Origin of the sequence: Pseudoteredinibacter isoporae, from assembly GCF_011602085.1 — a bacterium.
Taxonomy (GTDB): domain Bacteria; phylum Pseudomonadota; class Gammaproteobacteria; order Pseudomonadales; family Cellvibrionaceae; genus Pseudoteredinibacter; species Pseudoteredinibacter isoporae.
In genome coordinates, this window is the sequence record NZ_JAAONY010000001.1 from 1,709,045 (window position 1) to 1,726,701 (window position 17,657).

Genomic DNA, 17,657 nt, shown 5'->3' on the forward strand with positions numbered 1-17,657 from the left:
ACGTTTTAGCCGAAGTGGTGGAATTGGTAGACACGCCATCTTGAGGGGGTGGTGAGCTAACGCTCGTGCGGGTTCAAGTCCCGCCTTCGGCACCAAATTGATAATTGCAATATTTTTGCAGCTTATCCCCAAAAGCCCCGCTAGTCGGGGCTTTTGCTTTTTTAAAGATCTTCTTTAAATTTTCTAATTTTCCCTTCCATAATAAATTGTTTACTTTCGAAGTCTTTTAAACTGTATTTCTAGGTATCTGGCTTCTATATCACCCAGTATCTAAATCTTATGTATTTAGTTTCGGTAATAATCACTACTAGTGAATATGACCCGGTTCCCAAAACCAGTGCTGATGAAAGTGTATTTCACGTTTGCCGTTTTCATCTTTACCTCCAATTCCTGGGTGTTTATATGGCGTAAATCCGACCCATATTGCTAAGGCAATCGAGAGCACGTAAGCACTTCCATTGATGATTTTTCCTTTTCTGAATAACTCCCAAAGAAACTTGGTAGAAAGAGCGAGAATTAGCAGGATATAGAGAAACCCTGGCAGGCCACCAAATACCAAGATAATCATTGGAAGCCACATAATAATGACGAAGAGCCATGACCACCTAAGGGCCAGCATTTTGATTGGGGTTGTTCCTTCATTTTTAGGCATGGTTTTTCATCCTGAATCCATTGGCGTTTTGTAGTGGGTAGGAATCTTAGAGCTGCTCTAACAGTATGAGTTCGCTTGAGCTTTCTCCGTATATAAACGCCGTACAATTTTTCCAATCAGAAGGCAGTTTAAATAGGCTGAATTCTTTATTTAGATTAATAGTTTGAGTTTTATTTGAGCAGCGTATTTCAAGGCGATCCAGCTTTCCGCTTAAAGTCTCTATGCCAATGGTTCTTCGGTATAGATTGTGAATCCAGGGGGCTTCGCTTGTTGAAATTGAGCCCCTTATAGAGAATTGAGGGTGTTTGAAGATGGCTTTCTCTAGTTGTACTTTATGCTCAAGCGCCTTTGATTTCTCGGTGCTGTTTTCAGCAAGCTGGTCAATCAGTTTGCTTGTCTTGAAGGCATCGGCAATCAGATTATTTTTGGCTTGTGCGTAGTACAAGCTAATGAGAGCATTCGATAAAATTGATTTTGGGAGTCCTTGATTTCCATATATGACAGCGCCTTTAAGTTGTTTTATATACTCTCCAGTATCCCCAATCTTTTGATAGTAAATCGATTTCAACATGTGCAACCAGGCAATTTCATAACGGTTGCTGGTATGTTTCGATTCTAATTCTTTGATGGAGTAGGAGGCGGCTTCTAGCTCTCCACTAATAATATTTTGGTGGATATCATGATAACGACTCAGAAAACCCTTGTAAGCCTTCTGATGCTTTTTCCTAATTTTGAAGTTTATAATTAATTCATTGTCACTACTTGCAATAGAATGTCCATTTTGAGTAGCAGGTGTATATTTCACCTTTCTGGCCGCCATTTTGGCATACATTTCAAAATTTCGATTTCCAGATGAATCAATCAGTATTGGTTCTTTCACATTGCCTTGCTCATCAATGATCACGCTAAACACTACCCATCCTTCGATTCCGGCCAGCAATTCTGCTCGCGGATACCGTGGTGTTGATTTGCGGACAATCTCTGCTTGCGTGAAGCCAGAGTCAGTAAGCCCAAATCCCTTGGCTGGGGCTTGTGCGTTTGAAAGCGAGATTAGGGCAATTTGGAGGGCAAGTGTGCTTAATGGGATAAGGCTGCGCATACTACAATCCTTGTAAAATCGGTTGGTATTACAACACAAGGATCCGAATTCTAACAAGTAAGTGATACTGAGGGGGATTTGATGATTGTGTGGGCTTAGGTTTGAAAGGTATCTAAATGTTGTAATATGTGCCAAATAAGGTCAAATTGATATAAGCTTCGGGCTCTAACTACCTATATTTCATAGACTTAATGTAAACTACACTCTATTGTTTAACTATCTCTATTTCAAAGAGCAGCTATCGTGGTAAAGAAACTCTCAACATACTTGCTTGGAGCCGCATTGGCGCTGATCTGTAGCCTGGCTGTGGCTACCAGTTCGATTGTTGCTCCTTTGAGTGATGAGTATGAGGTTGTTTACCGTTGCCAGAACGATTGTGTTCTCGTGCTTCTGCCTACGGGCAAGTATGGCGTGAAAGACTCTGAGGGTGGTTGGGTAACCACTACCGTCAGAAAGTTAAAAGATACGATTAAGACGCCAGGCTTCTCTTTCTAGCGGGTGCTTTGTTTCCCCGTTCCTCACATGGCATGTAAGTAAGGCTTTATCGACATGAATCGCTTTGCCCTGTTTTCTGTTTTGGTTATCGGCCTGTGCGCCGCCGCTTACTACGTCTATATGATGCCCGACTCAAGTAAAGCTGGGGTGGCAACACTGGTCGAGCCAGCAGGTTTAGATATTGCCAAAAGAGATGTCAGGCCGCCTCGTACCGTTGGTGAACTTACGGTAGATTCAACATCGTCTTCTCAATCAAATACACAAACCCAGCCTCAAAGCTCCAATAACAATCCATCTATGCCGTCACCTGCGATATCAAGTCGTGATGTGCAGGCGGATATTGAAGGTTTGCTCTTGGATAAAAGTGGCGGAGCGGTTCGCGCTCGTACGGCCGTACATGTGATCGTTGATTCCGAAGGTTTTTCCAATCTGGTGTCTCAGTTGGATTTTCATGCCGAGTCTTCACCTAATACAGTGATGTATGAAGCCTCACTGGAAGAGGGCTTCAGAAACCTGAACAATGAGATTCAAAACGCCACCATTCTGTATGACGATTTCGCCTGTACCGAAAACATGTGTATTGGGCAGGTTCGTATTTATGGAAATGACGAAAGTTACAATGCCGATACTATATCCGAGAAAATCCTGAGCTCTATCAATGAGCAGGAAGAGTATTCAAACACTTCTGTCGTCAGCCATATGGAAGATCAGCTTGATCATCAATTGATGAATTACATTATCAATTTTCCCAGTGAAGGCGATGCGCCAACCGTTGTGATGGAAAATGCGGTTAATCAGGAGTTGAGGTTTGTAAGTGGCAGTGATGAAGAGCCTGCAAGTCGAAGCGAGTAAAGTTAATCGCAGAAAACCGGAAGCCTGTTTTTAACTAATGGCTTCTGGAACAGAAACACCTTAAGAACCAAAATCCTTACACATCAGATCAATCTCTATTCCCCTATGAGTAAGACGCTCTAAAACCTTCCAGCCAAGGCTGGCGTATAGCTGAGTAGCAAACTCTGTATAGAGGTAGAGCTTCTTGATACCCGCCAACTGGGCTTCGCGTTCACAATGCTGAACCAGGGATGTTGCAATGCCTTGCTTACGCCAATTTTCTTTTACATATACCGCGGCTAACCACGGGGAAAGTTCCGGGTGTGTCTCCAAATCCTGTTGGACCAAGGCTGCGGAGCCACAAAACTCAGAATCTTCCAGCGCAATAAATATCGATGGAATACCCTGGGGTGTGGCCGCCCGGTTTATTGAGGCGATTCTTTTCTCAATAGTAACGGCGGGATTCAAATGTTCCCATTCGCTTTGATGTAGTTCAGCGATTTCCGGAATCAAGTGTTTATGATCAGCCAGGGGTTCGATATTCATTGGTCTTTTTTAACATGATCGAGATTTATTTCATTGTATCTATGCGAAGCCCAACCCGTAAACCTTCTCACAGCTCCTGTGGTACTCTCGTGACAAACTGAAAGTTTGACGTCTTGAAATCTATTTTTTTCTATTGACGTCCTCAAACAAGTTTACAAAATCTTCTGCGATTTTCGGTAGCGATTTCCAGCGCCGGGAGGCCCAACCAAATACGACGGGAGGTAGGTCGGTAATCGGCAAGTAGGCAACGTTGTGTTGTTTTTGCAGGTTATCGGCATGGCGCTCTGGAGTGATCGCGTAGCCGAGTCCCATTTCAACAAATTGAATCGCTGTGTCCCAATCGTCTACGGTGGTTATGGCCTGGCAGTAAACCCCTTTGTCTTGCAGCTGTTGGGTGAGTTGGTTTTGTGAGGTGGAGGATTCTTTCAGGCCGATATAGGAAATGTTTTTGAGTTGTTTTGCGTGGATGCGTTTATTGGTCGCCAGTTTATCCTGCCTGGGGACAACCAAGACCCAGGGCATTTCCACAAAAGGGCGTTGCTCAATGCCTTTGATGGCTTCTCCCATGGTAACAAAGGCGAGATCGACCTGTTCATTGCGTAGGGCCTCAATGCAGCGGCGGTGAGTGTTTGCGGACTGGAAGTGGAGCTTGACGCTCGGGTAGCGCTCGCGAAAGGCGACCACGGTGTTACTCATAAAGTGTTTGATGGTAGTACCACCAGTGGTAATGCCGAGGGAGCCCATTTCCCCGGCCACCAGTTGTTCAAGCTGTCGTACGCCCAGGGTAATACTGTCCAATCCCTCAAGGACATGCTCATAGAACAATTGGCCTGCCTGGGTGGGTTCTACACCTCTTGCTCGACGTTCCAGCAGGCTAACCCCCAGCTCTTTTTCGAGGCGAACGATGTGCTGACTCACCGCCGGTTGGGTACATTGCATCTGCCTGGCGACCGCGCTCAGGTTCTTGTGCTCACAGGCTGCGACAAACACTTTCAAGTCATCGAGGGTCATATTTCGATCTCAATATCGATGGCTTTTAGATAAAAGCTTAAGCTTTTGTAGCCAAACAATTATATAGAATTTACTTTGATATAAGCATGGGGCAATCTGCGCACCTTGTCCACCGAGATGTGAGAGAACCTTATGCCTGAATCTATCGAAAAAATGACCGTACCCCGTTTGCAAGCCATGAAAGACAGCAAGAAGCTGGTCATGCTGACGGCCTACGATTACACCATGGCGCGCTTGCTTGATCCCCATGTAGATATTCTTTTGGTGGGCGACACGCTGGGTTGTGTTGTGCAGGGTGGTGAGACCACACTCGGCGTTACTCTGGAGCAAATGAGTTACCATGCCGCGATGGTCAAGCAGGGAGCGCAGCGAGCGTTGGTTGTGGCCGATTTGCCGTTTGGCACCTATCAGCAAGGCGCCAGTGATGCTTTGGAAGCGGCGATTACCCTGGTTAAAGATGCCAAAGTCTCGGCAGTAAAATTGGAAGGTGGTGAAGAAGTTTGCGCCAGTATCGAAAAGATAAGCCAGGCCGGAATTCCGGTGATGGCACATCTTGGCTTAACGCCACAGTCCTATCACGCCATGGGCGGAAATAAAGTTCAGGGAAAAAGTTCAGCTGCCGCAAAAAAGCTGCTCGAGGATGCCAGGGCGGTCGAGGCTGCTGGTGCGTTTGCTCTGGTATTGGAAGCCATTCCTGCGGAACTGGCCGCTGAGATTACAGAGGCGCTTTCGATTCCCACCATTGGTATCGGTGCTGGCACGGATTGCAGTGGCCAGGTCCTGGTGATTAATGATCTGATCGGCCTAAATCAAAGTGAAGCGCCCATGCGATTTAACAAGGAGTATTGCGCTGTGCGCAACTTGATTGAAGATGCTGCGAAAACCTTTGCCAATGAGGTTAGGGCTGAAACCTTTCCAGATGCTTCTTACAGCTATTAACTAATGCCGATCGAACATGCCAAAAACGATTTCCAAATAGGCCTTGGCATGTTCGTTTATGTTATTTTCAGGTCTGATTTAAAGACTCATTCTAAAAAAACGGAATTGATGGGTGCCGGATCGAATCAGGTGAGCGTTTTGTTTGTAATGTTCTGAAGCGCGAAATGCTTTTAGTCCGTTTTCGTTATCCCATTCTACAAACGTGAGCTGACTGGGGGCGGCACTTTGGCTGTTGTTGGGGGCTTTTTTATGGATGCCGTGGGCTTCATAAGCTGGTGCATTCATTTTGTAGATAAAGCGTCCGCCTGCTGCTTTTACGGCCGGTTTAATATTGTTTAGATATTGGTAGTAGTCATTTGGGTTTTTCTCGTTGACCCAGGCCATCGCCAGGCTGTAGTGCTTGCCGGGTGTAAAATTCAGGATGAGATCTTTTTCCAATTCCTTACTGTAAATGTTTAAAGCATCCCAGGCTTTTGGGCGTAGAGATTTTATCTCAGGCCACTCCGGTCTCGCGCTAAGTTGATTTTCCGAGGCCTGGTTGGGCCATGAATAAAATGCCATGACTTTAGGTTTGAAGTTCTTTGCCGAGCTGCCCTTAATCTTTATTTGTCCTTCTCGTTTCAGACCAAGCTGGCTGGCAAGTGGAAAAGACGCATCGAAATAACGTTTGCGTGCGGCTTTTCCATCCGGCGTATTATTGGCCACAGGAATGATGACTGAAAAAACCTGCCCTTTTGCAAAAGACATGTGCAATGCTTCAGCAGCTTTTTCACTGTTCTCTGCATGAGCAGGGCTGAACAGGTTTATCAGTGTTGCTGACAACAGAAGATTCAATTTACTTTGCAGTGATAGGGTGATTTTGGGGAGTGCTGGCATGTGATTGCGTCCTCTATGGGTTGGTTTGCCTAGACCATAGAGGCTGTTATGTGGATTGTCTTGGCTTTACTTTAGGTAGGGCTGGTGCAAAAATTGCACCAATGAAAAATTGGGATGACTATCGCTTAATACTGGCATTACACCGCACGCAGACTTTACGGGGTGCCGCTGATTTGCTTGGGGTAAATCACTCCACGGTCTCTCGCCGCCTGGTGGTGATGCAGCATCAACTGGGCCATTTATTCGAACGCACCCTGGACGGCTATCAGGTGACCGCGCTTGGGCTTGAGTTTGTGAATACGGCTTTGCAAATTGAAAGTTTGAGTGAATCCGTAGAGCGAAAGCAGCGTGGACAGAACGATGATATGGCCGGGCCTATTAATTTGTCGGTCCCGCCGCCCATAGCCCAGACATTATTGATTGAAGAATTAAAAGAATTTTCGATGCGCTATCCGAAAATTCAGCTCAATATCAATTCGTCGTTCGAAATGCGAAACCTCGAACGAGCTGAAGCGGACATTGTTATTCGTGGCACGGATAAACCCCCGGAGTATTTGGTGGGACGCCGGGTGGCTTCGGTAAAATTACATTACTATGGCCATGTGGACTACTTGAAAAACACCGCCAGTGAACACTATCAATGGATTGGGCGGGATGCGGATGAGCAGAATCCTCAATGGATTAAAGATTCTCCTTACCCCAATGCTCGAATCGGTATACGTTCCGACGATATTTTGATGCGGCATCAATTGTTATTGGCTGCGTATGGCTTAAGCCGAGGGGCATGTTACATGGCAGATCCCTGTAAAGATTTAGTGCGTCTCAATGATATGCCGACAGTTCATTTAACGGATTTATGGGTTTTGATTCACCCTGACCTGCGCGAAACCCCAAGGATTAAGGCGCTGATGCAGTTTCTGTGCGAGGCCCTGTTGAAAAAGAAAAGCCTGATTGAGGGCAAGCAGCCCTGAATTTACCTCACGCTTTTTTCTGGGGTTTTCTGTTCCGAGTTGACCATTCGTCAGTTGAAATAGGCTGTCAGAATCACACTATTTCGTGACTTTCTCTTATTTTTATATATCCCATCAAAAATAGCCCAGTCAATTAACGTCGCCTAAAGCCTTGTTTGGCGTGGATTTTCTGAGTCATGTAAGCAAATGAAATTTCTTTCTCCTCTGGCTTGTGGGCATTATTGCTGACAGAACATGCAATAAAGGCGTGCGCGGCTTCCATATCAGTGATAACCCTGTCAAACAGAAATTGTGACGCAGTTATCAAAATGGGGCTGTATAGTGTGAGAGGATTCACAGAAAATAAAGCGAAGGTATTGGTCGATTCGACCTATACTCGTATTTGTTTCTTAAGTCGTAAGACTGAAAACATAAGAATAAAGGGAATTGGTGGAGAATAACGAGTAGTTTCTATCAATGATGTATTCGAAGTGTTTGAGAGCTTCTAAATGGATTGGAGGCGCTGTTTTATCAAACACCGTGAAATGTTGAAAGCACCAGCTGTATTCCGAGATCTACGGGCAAAGCCCGCTTAGAGACCATGGGTTTATTAAAGCCGAGCAGGCAATTGCTTTGGCTAGATAAATATTGAGCGATGGATATTGCTCCTTGGACTACAGGATTTGGACATGGTGGAAAACAACAGCACGAGCACAAGCTTTCTTTCTGCACAGGAAGGCTCTACCGGACCGGCCTATGAGGTATCTGCAGATGCTCAGGTTATCGGTTTAAAGGGCGATGTTTCAATACAGCGTTCCGGTGAACAATCCTCGCAAACTTTAAATAATAATGATCTCGTTGCAATCGGCGACACCATTAAAACGGGTGTGGATGCCGCTGTTGTTATTCGTTTTTCAAACGGTTCTTTGTTAACACTCGGCCATGAGCAGAGCGCGAAAATTGATGCCGCAATGATACGTTTGCTGCAAGACGATAGCGTTCAACAAGTGGCCGAGGCGATCGAAGAAATTGATTTTGCAAAACTGGAAGAAGGGCTGGCGCAGGGCCTGAATCTTGAAGAATTGTTACCCGCAACGGCGGCGGGTCCAGGCACGGGTGGCGGAGGCAATGGCAGCTCCGTTGGCACGGGTGTGCGTTTTGAATTAACCGGCGATGAAACCATTCCCACCGCAGGTTTTGGTACCGGTACCTTTGGCAATGGTCTTGCCGATGGAACCCCGGAAAATGGCATTACGGATACCGCGCCAGAAGCGGCGGATGATAATGATGAGGTAAGCAGCTTAAGTGTTGCTACCGGTAATGTTGTGACCGGTATTGATAGCGGCGGTGATGCGAATACCTTAGATGGTAATGTGGATGACTCCGGCCCGAACGGCTTTGGCGATATTATTGTTGTGGGTGTCGCTCTTGGTGATACCCAAACCCCGTTAAACGATGGCAGCGGTGTGGGTGTAACGCTGGAATCTGATCGCGGTACCTTAGTGTTAAATAGCGACGGCAGCTATACCTACACACCGAATCGTACGGCAACCGGTACCGATGTGTTCACCTACACCATCGTTGATAACGACGATGATTTATCTACGGCAACATTGAGCATTGCCATTGATGCAACGCCGGATTTACAAGTTCCCAATAACGACGATAACCCCGATACGCCGGAAGGCAATGCGCAGGCTCAAGCATTGGGCACTGCGGTTTTTGAAGCGGCACTTACGGATGGTACGGGTGAACTGTCCGATGGCGATGGCGGAAATAACAGTGATCCTCGTGAAGAAACTTCCGGTAGTATCCGTTATTTTCAAGGCGATGATGAAGGCACCGTTACCATTGGTGGTGTTGTCGTTGCAGTCAATGGCGTTTTGCAAACTTCAACGGTGAATGGCAATTTTGGTGTTTTGGAAATCACTTCGGTTACCGATACCGAAATTACTTACAACTATCGACTAAACGATGCTGTCGATCACAGTGCAGGTCCGGTAACGGAAAATTTCTCAGTCTCAGTCAGTGATAACGATGGCAATGCCGCCGATGATGCGTCGGCCAATTTGCAAATTCGAATCATTGATGATTCCCCAATCGCCAATTCCCAAAGCGACAGTATTGATGGGAGCTTACAGGCTACCGGTAATGTGTTGACGGGAATTGATATTCCATCTGGCGACAGTAATAGCACCGATGGTGTGGCCGACGTTGTGGGCGCTGATGATCCAGGCTTTGTGGCTTCTGTGGCAGCGGGTGACCAAGCGACAGCATCCGGTGGTGTCGGTGTTGCGGTCAGCAGTGATAAAGGCACACTTATTTTACAGGCGGATGGCAGCTATACCTACACGGCCAACCCTGGTGTGTTTGGTGAAGACATTTTTACGTATGTGCTTAGCGATGCCGATGGCAGCACGGAAAGTGCAACACTCACTATTAATGTGGATGCGGCGAATACACTCGCGGACAATGATGAATCCGCAAGCGGTTTACAGGGCGCCACAATTTCCGGCAATGTACTTGATAACAGCAGCAATCCTGACGGTCCTGAGGACGCTTCGGTAGCCTCATTTTCAATTCCCGGTGATACCACACAATACCAGCCTGGCGATACCGCGATCATTTCTGGAATTGGCTCCATTACCATAGCAGCTTCCGGTACGTATACTTTTGTGCCTTTGCCGGGTTTTGCCGGTACCGTTCCATCAATCAGTTATACCGTTACAGACAGTTTGAATGTTGTCGATTCAGATCTGAACCTGACGGTAATCGATCCCCTGGTTCCGCCGATTGCGGTTTCTGATGTGGTGAGCAGCGCAACGCCAGGCAGTACGGTAACCATTTCCGTGCTCAGTAACGACAGTGATCCCGATGGCTTTCTGGTCGCGAGCAGCGTCGTCATCAGCGGTGCCCCCGGTAATGGAAAAACTCTGGATGTCAGCGGTCAGGGTGTTTGGCAAGTGCAGCCTAATGGCACTATAACTTTTACCCCTGAAGTGGGTTTTGTCGGCAATCCCAACCCCATTACTTATTCTGTAAACGATAATGATGGTTTGGCGGCGAGCGCCCAGGTAACGGTTAATTATCAGGTTAATGTCGTCGTTGATGATATTACGGTGAGTGAAGGTGATAACGCGGTCTTTTCGATTCAGGTCAGTAACGCCGAAGCGAACAGTGTTATCAATCTGAGTTTGCAGGATGGTACGGGTGCAAACGCTGCCAATGCCCCAGCGGATTACAATGCCAGTCTGTTGGAATACAGTTTGGACAATGGCGCAAGCTGGCAGAGTTTGCCAGCCAGTGGCGATGTTAATTTACCTTCCGGTGGCAGCCCGCTAATTTTGCTGCGTACTGACACCGTCATTGATAATCTGGATGAAAACAGCGAAGTATTTGATCTCTCCGTGAGCTTGAGCAGTGGCAGCGATGTCGTGAACGATTCTGCCCAAGCCACCATTCTGGATGGTGATGTTCCCAATGTGGCTGTGGCAGGGCAGACAGTTAATGAAGGGGTGAATATAGAATTTCAGGTCCAGGTGCAAAATGCTGCGGCCAATAGCACTGTGACTTTGAGTCTGAACGATGGTCAGGGCGCCGATGCGGCTGTGCAAGGTGTCGATTTCAACACCGGCCTGTATCAATATCGTTTGTCGGTCAGTGATCCCTGGCAAGATGTTCCTGCGGGTGGGGTTATTAATCTACCAACTGGTGGCAATCAAACAATCTTCGTGCAAACCAATACGGTTATCGATGCACTGGATGAAAATTTGGAAAATCTGAGTCTCGCTGCCGAACTCAACAGTAATGGAGCCATTGCCAATGGTTCGGCTCAGGGGTTTATCACCGATATCAATACGCCGACGGTCAATGTTGGTCAGCCTAATACGGGCACGGGTGATGTCACTGTGGACGAAGGCGATGACGCGGTTTTCGGTGTTGTGGTTGGTAATGCCGCGGTGGGCTCCGTGCTTACCTTAACGCTTACCGATGATACCGCCAACAGTCCCTTAGATTACAACGATGGCCAATTTCAATATCGTGAAGCTGGTACTAGCACCTGGATCGATGTGCCTGCCAATGGACAAATCACATTAACCGGTGGTGGTAATCAAACGCTCGACGTTAGAACCAACACCTTGACCGACAATCTGGATGAACCTACTGAACGTTTTACACTAAACGCTGATTTAAACAGCAACGGCACCAACGTTAGCGATGTGGGTAATGGATTTATTAACGATACCAATACCCCAACTGTTAATGTGGGGCAGCCCAATACCGGTACGGGTGACGTCACAGTAGATGAGGGTGTCGATGCCGTGTTCGGTGTTGTGGTTGGTAACGCCGCTGCTGGTGCAATACTCACCCTGACGCTAACCGATGGCACAGCGGGCAGTCCACTGGATTATAACGATGGTCAATTCCAGTACCGCGAAGCCGGTACAAGTACCTGGATCGATGTGCCTGCCAACGGACAAATCACCTTAGGCAACGGCGGCAATCAAATCCTCGATGTAAGAACCAATACCTTGGTTGATGCACTGGACGAGCCAACCGAAAGCTTTACGTTAACGGCCGATTTAAACAGCGCCGGTAGCAATGTCAGCGATGTGGGTAACGGATTTATTAACGATACCAATACCCCAACTGTTAATGTAGGGCAGCCCAATACCGGTACGGGTGACGTCACAGTAGATGAGGGTATCGATGCTGTGTTCGGTGTGGTTGTTGGTAACGCTGCTACTGGTGCAATACTCACCCTGACGCTAACCGATGGCACCGCCGGAAGTCCGCTGGATTACAACGATGGCCAATTTCAATACCGCGAAGCCGGCACAAGCACCTGGATCGACGTGCCAGCCAACGGACAAATCACTTTAACCAACGGCGGTAATCAAACCCTCGACGTAAGAACCAACACCTTGGTTGATGCTCTGGATGAGTCAACCGAAAGCTTCACGTTAACCGCCGATTTAAACAGCAACGGCACTAACGTCAGCGATGTCGGCAACGGTTTTATTAATGATTTGAATACGCCGACTGTAAACGTTGGCCAACCCAATACCGGTACAGGCGACGTTACAGTCGATGAAGGCGTGGATGCGGTATTCGGCGTTGTGGTCGGTAGTGCCGCTGCGGGTTCAACCTTAACGCTCACGTTGACCGATGGCACCGCCGGAAGCCCACTGGATTACAACGACGGCCAATTCCAATATCGCGAAGCCGGTACCAGCACCTGGATCGATGTGCCAGCCAATGGGCAAATCACCTTAACGAATGGTGGCGATCAAACCCTCGACGTAAGAACCAACACCTTGGTCGATGCATTGGATGAGCCAACCGAGAGTTTCACATTAACTGCTGATTTAAACAGCAACGGTACTAATGTCAGCGATGTCGGCAACGGTTTTATTAATGATTTGAATACCCCAACCGTAAATGTTGGCCAACCCAATACCGGTACAGGCGACGTTACAGTCGATGAAGGTGTGGATGCGGTATTCGGTGTTGTGGTCGGTAGTGCAGCGGCAGGCTCAACGTTAACGCTCACGTTGACGGATGGCAGCGCCGGAAGCCCACTGGATTACAACGATGGCCAATTCCAGTACCGCGAAGCCGGTACCAGTACCTGGATCGACGTGCCAGCCAACGGACAAATCACCTTAACCAACGGCGGCAACCAGACGCTTGATGTACGAACCAATACCTTGGTTGATGCTCTTGATGAACCAACCGAAAGCTTCACATTAACCGCCGATTTAAACAGCAACGGCACTAACGTTAGCGATGTCGGTAATGGATTTATTAACGATTTGAATACCCCAACCGTAAACGTTGGTCAGCCAAATACCGGCACCGGTGATGTCACGGTTGATGAAGGCGTAGATGCGGTATTCGGTGTGGTTGTTGGTAGCGCGGCAGCGGGTTCAACTTTGACTTTAACACTAACCGATGGCACCGCCGGAAGTCCGCTGGATTACAACGACGGCCAATTCCAATATCGCGAAGCCGGTACCAGCACTTGGATCGATGTGCCTGCCAATGGGCAAATCACCTTAACGAATGGTGGCGATCAAACCCTCGACGTAAGAACCAACACCTTGGTTGATGCTCTTGATGAACCAACCGAAAGCTTCACATTAACCGCCGATTTAAACAGCAACGGTACTAATGTCAGCGATGTCGGTAACGGATTTATTAACGATCTAAATACCCCAACCGTAAACGTTGGTCAGCCAAATACTGGCACGGGTGATGTCACGGTTGATGAAGGCGTAGATGCAGTGTTTGGCGTGGTGGTCGGTAGCGCGGCAGCGGGTTCAACTCTGACTTTAACGCTAACCGATGGCACTGCCGGAAGTCCGCTGGATTACAACGACGGCCAATTCCAATATCGCGAAGCCGGTACCAGCACTTGGATCGATGTGCCTGCCAATGGGCAAATCACCTTAAGCAACGGTGGAAATCAAACGTTAGATGTTCGCACTAACACGCTCACCGATGATTTGGATGAGCCAACCGAAAGCTTCACCCTAACCGCCGATTTAAACAGCAACGGCACTAACGTTAGCGATGTCGGTAATGGATTTATTAACGATTTGAATACCCCAACCGTAAACGTTGGTCAGCCAAATACCGGCACCGGTGATGTCACGGTTGATGAAGGCGTAGATGCGGTATTCGGCGTTGTGGTCGGTAGTGCCGCTGCGGGTTCAACCTTAACGCTCACGTTGACCGATGGCACCGCCGGAAGCCCACTGGATTACAACGACGGCCAATTCCAATATCGCGAAGCCGGTACCAGCACTTGGATCGATGTGCCTGCCAATGGGCAAATCACTTTAACCAACGGTGGTAATCAAACGTTAGATGTTCGCACTAACACGCTCACCGATGATCTGGATGAGCCAACCGAAAGCTTCACCCTAACTGCCGATTTAAATAGCAACGGCACTAACGTCAGCGATGTCGGCAACGGTTTTATTAATGATTTGAATACGCCGACTGTAAACGTTGGCCAGCCCAACACCGGCACGGGTGATGTCACGGTTGATGAAGGCGTAGATGCCGTATTCGGTGTGGTTGTTGGTAGCGCGGCAGCGGGTTCAACTTTGACTTTAACACTAACCGATGGCACCGCCGGGAGTCCGCTAGATTACAACGACGGCCAATTCCAGTACCGCGAAGCCGGTACCAGCACTTGGATTGATGTGCCTGCCAATGGGCAAATCACTTTAACCAACGGTGGTAATCAAACGTTAGATGTTCGCACTAACACGCTCACCGATGATCTGGATGAGCCAACCGAAAGCTTCACATTGACTGCTGATTTAAACAGCAACGGCACTAACGTTAGTGACGTGGGCAACGGTTTTATTAATGATTTGAATACGCCGACTGTAAACGTTGGCCAGCCAAATACTGGCACGGGTGATGTTACGGTCGATGAAGGTGTAGATGCTGTATTCGGTGTAGTTGTTGGTAGCGCAGCGGCAGGCTCAACGCTAACGCTTACATTAACGGACGGTACTGCTGGAAGCCCACTGGACTACAACGACGGCCAATTCCAATATCGTGAAGCTGGCAGCAGTACCTGGATCGACGTGCCAGCCAACGGACAAATCACTTTAACCAATGGTGGAAATCAAACGTTAGATGTTCGCACTAACACGCTCACCGATGATTTGGATGAGCCAACCGAAAACTTCACTCTGACTGCAGATCTGAATAGCAACGGTACTAATGTCAGCGATGTGGGTAACGGCTTTATTAACGATATTAATACTCCAACCATTAATGTCGGTCAGCCCAATACGGGAACAGGTGATGTTACGGTAGATGAAGGTGATAACGCGATCTTTGCCGTTGTTGTTGGTGATGCTGCACCGAATAGCCAGGTTGAGCTCTCGCTGATTTCCGGCACTGCTGACAGCCCTGCGGATTTTAATGCGACTCTATTTGAGTATCGTCTGGGTGATAGCGGCCCTTGGTTGACAGTGCCTGCGAACGGTATTGTTGACTTGCCGGCTGGTGGTGATCAGTTAATTCAGGTTCGCACCGATACGGTTGCGGATACCATTGATGAACCCGATGAAAACTTTACCCTGCGCGCAGAACTGGTGAGTAATGGCAGCAATATTGTTGATACCGGATTGGGGACTATTCTCGATAACGATGAAGCTCCCAACAATTTGCAAGTTACTGCCGCCACCGTTTCAGAAGAGGGTATTGCTCCGGATGGGCTGCCGGATAACGTCGGCAGTCCTAGTGACACTACCGATTCTGCCACCGCAACGGGTAGCATCAGTTTTGATGATGCTGGCGATAATAATCCCTTCAGCTTTACGTTGACCGGGCCCAGCGGTGTTACCTCGGGCGGCAATGCGGTTACCTGGAGTTATGACAGTGGCAGTGGAACATTAACAGGCAGCTATAACGATGGAGGTACGCCTGTAAACGTTGCCACGGTGGTTTTAGGAAGTTTAAGCAGCAGCGCTGGCAGCCACAGCATGGATTACACGGTGACCTTTGAGCGCGCTATTGATCACCCTGGTGTAGATCAGGAAGATGTTCTGGACCTGCAATTTGGCATCACAGTTGATGATGGCGTGAACCCGGTTGCCAACAGTAACTTCACTGTTTCTGTCGAGGATGACTCTCCTCAGGTTGAAGATGTCACTCGCCAGATTGATGTGCCTCCCGCACAAACCAATCTAATGATTGTTCTGGACATTTCAGGAAGTATGGCCGGCAGCAATCTTGCGTTGGCGAAGGATGCCATTAATCGATTGATTGATACCTATGAAGCGAATGGCGATGTGAGAGTAACGGTTATCACCTTCGATACCTCGGCCGATATTGAACTGCCTTATTGGCAAAGTTCATCGACAGCCAAAGATGATGTGGATGCGTTAACAGCAGGGGGCTGGACCAACTACGATGGTGCGTTGGCACTTGCACAAACCGCCTTTGATTCCGCGAACAACGGTAATATGTTGCCCAATGCGAAAAACGTTTTGTACTTCTTGTCCGATGGTGAACCAACTGCGGCAGATGGTAATACTTCTGTGCTGGCGAATTCCCCCATCGTGACCCAGGGCAGCAATCCAGGCCATCTCGATTTCGGTATTCAAGCGGCGGAAGAAAGCGCGTGGATTACCTTTCTGAATAACAATGATGTCGATGCGTTCTCATTTGGTATGGGCCCGGGCCCAAGTCTGGCCAGTCTGAATCCCATAGCTTATGACGGTGAGAATGGCAGCGATAAAAATGCCATTCAGGTGGACGATCTGAATGACCTCGACGATGCATTGCAAAGCACAGTCGAAATTCCTCAGGTGCAGGGCAATTTGCTAGGCAACCTGGGTGGCCAGTTTGGTGCCGATGGCGGTGTTATTCTGGAGTTTATCGATCGACGCGATACCCCCAACGATACCAGCGACGATGTGCTTTACCGTTACAATCGAATTACGGATCAGATCACAAATACCAGTACCGGTGCTGTTACCAATGGACAAAATCTGGTGATCACCACGGCTCTTGGCGCAACGCTGACGGTTGATATGGTGTCAGGGGATTATTCTTACGATGCCAACTATCAAATCACAAATAACGTGAGCGAATATTTTGGTTTCCGTTTGCACGATACGGATGGCGATGTGTCGATTAACAGCGATCCTGGTGCGCAAGATCCAAATAACGCCATGTTGACATTCAATGTGGTGAGAGAAAGCAGCGGCAGTAGCCCATTGAGAATTGTTCGAGGAGACCCACAAACAGCCAGCGAGGATGAAAGCCTTGTAATGGCTTCAAGCCTGGATGGCCTGATGACGCCTTCGGCCTCATTGTTTAGCGAACAGGGCTTCATGCAAGATTTTGAGATTCCTCAACTGGCGCTGCAATCGATCGATATGCAGAACTTTGAAGTTCCGGTCAGCCTGGAGTTTGGTGATATTCTGGAGAGCCTTGCACCGGAAAGCCTGGAACAATGGTTGACCGACAGCACCATGGAAACTGCGGCTCAACGTCAGATTCAGGAGGTGGATCCCGCTGAACAGGCGGCGAATGATGTGTATGATTTTTATGTGCATGAATCAGCCATCAACAATGCGATTATGCAGGATGAGATAGCGCTGTTTTAATTGCCCTATAATCACAAGTAATTAGCCGGAGAAACAGCGAGTTTCCCCGGCTTTTTATTGCCTCTTGTGCCAGGCCGTCAAAACACCCTGTATTCAGGAACTGAATACTGCAT

The 17,657-nt window shown here is 48.0% G+C and carries 9 protein-coding genes and 1 tRNA gene; 5 read left to right on the top strand and 5 right to left on the bottom strand.

Features of this window, described 5'->3' with window-relative positions:
* The first annotated feature begins 8 nt into the window (after positions 1–8).
* A tRNA-Leu gene (locus G8768_RS07410) sits at positions 9–95 on the top strand.
* A 212-nt stretch (positions 96–307) separates the two neighbouring features.
* On the opposite strand, the gene G8768_RS07415 is transcribed toward G8768_RS07410, so the two are convergent.
* Together G8768_RS07415 and G8768_RS07420 are read right to left on the bottom strand one after the other, a co-directional pair.
* Entirely contained in the window at positions 308–652 is a 345-nt protein-coding gene (locus G8768_RS07415; RefSeq protein WP_166849146.1) for a hypothetical protein, read from the bottom strand.
* Positions 653–698: 46 nt separating this feature from the next.
* Positions 699–1,751: an energy transducer TonB gene (locus G8768_RS07420; RefSeq protein WP_166849144.1), complete on the bottom strand. Its 1,053-nt coding sequence runs from the start codon at positions 1,749–1,751 to the stop codon at positions 699–701.
* A gap of 549 nt (positions 1,752–2,300) precedes the next feature.
* Between G8768_RS07420 and G8768_RS07425 the strand changes: the two genes are divergently transcribed.
* Positions 2,301–3,098, top strand: a complete 798-nt coding sequence (locus G8768_RS07425; protein WP_166849142.1) for a hypothetical protein — start codon at positions 2,301–2,303, stop codon at positions 3,096–3,098.
* A gap of 60 nt (positions 3,099–3,158) precedes the next feature.
* Here the strand turns inward: G8768_RS07425 and G8768_RS07430 are convergent, their stop codons facing one another.
* Complete coding sequence (locus G8768_RS07430) at positions 3,159–3,623, bottom strand: GNAT family N-acetyltransferase (RefSeq protein ID WP_166849140.1); 465 nt, start codon at positions 3,621–3,623, stop codon at positions 3,159–3,161.
* 120 nt (positions 3,624–3,743) lie between these two features.
* Positions 3,744–4,634: a LysR family transcriptional regulator gene (locus G8768_RS07435; RefSeq protein WP_166849137.1), complete on the bottom strand. Its 891-nt coding sequence runs from the start codon at positions 4,632–4,634 to the stop codon at positions 3,744–3,746.
* 132 nt (positions 4,635–4,766) lie between these two features.
* On the opposite strand from G8768_RS07435, the gene panB reads away from it, so the two are divergent.
* On the top strand, positions 4,767–5,573 hold the full coding sequence (gene panB, locus G8768_RS07440; RefSeq protein WP_166849131.1) for a 3-methyl-2-oxobutanoate hydroxymethyltransferase: 807 nt from the start codon (positions 4,767–4,769) through the stop codon (positions 5,571–5,573).
* Positions 5,574–5,651: 78 nt separating this feature from the next.
* Here panB and G8768_RS07445 read toward each other — a convergent pair whose 3' ends face one another.
* Positions 5,652–6,407, bottom strand: a complete 756-nt coding sequence (locus tag G8768_RS07445; RefSeq protein WP_167202732.1) for a hypothetical protein — start codon at positions 6,405–6,407, stop codon at positions 5,652–5,654.
* Between the two features lie 143 nt (positions 6,408–6,550).
* Between G8768_RS07445 and G8768_RS07450 the strand changes: the two genes are divergently transcribed.
* Together G8768_RS07450 and G8768_RS07455 are read left to right on the top strand one after the other, a co-directional pair.
* Positions 6,551–7,420: a LysR family transcriptional regulator gene (locus tag G8768_RS07450; protein WP_166849124.1), complete on the top strand. Its 870-nt coding sequence runs from the start codon at positions 6,551–6,553 to the stop codon at positions 7,418–7,420.
* A 668-nt stretch (positions 7,421–8,088) separates the two neighbouring features.
* Entirely contained in the window at positions 8,089–17,544 is a 9,456-nt protein-coding gene (locus tag G8768_RS07455) for a retention module-containing protein (protein WP_167202741.1), read from the top strand.
* Positions 17,545–17,657: the final 113 nt, after the last annotated feature.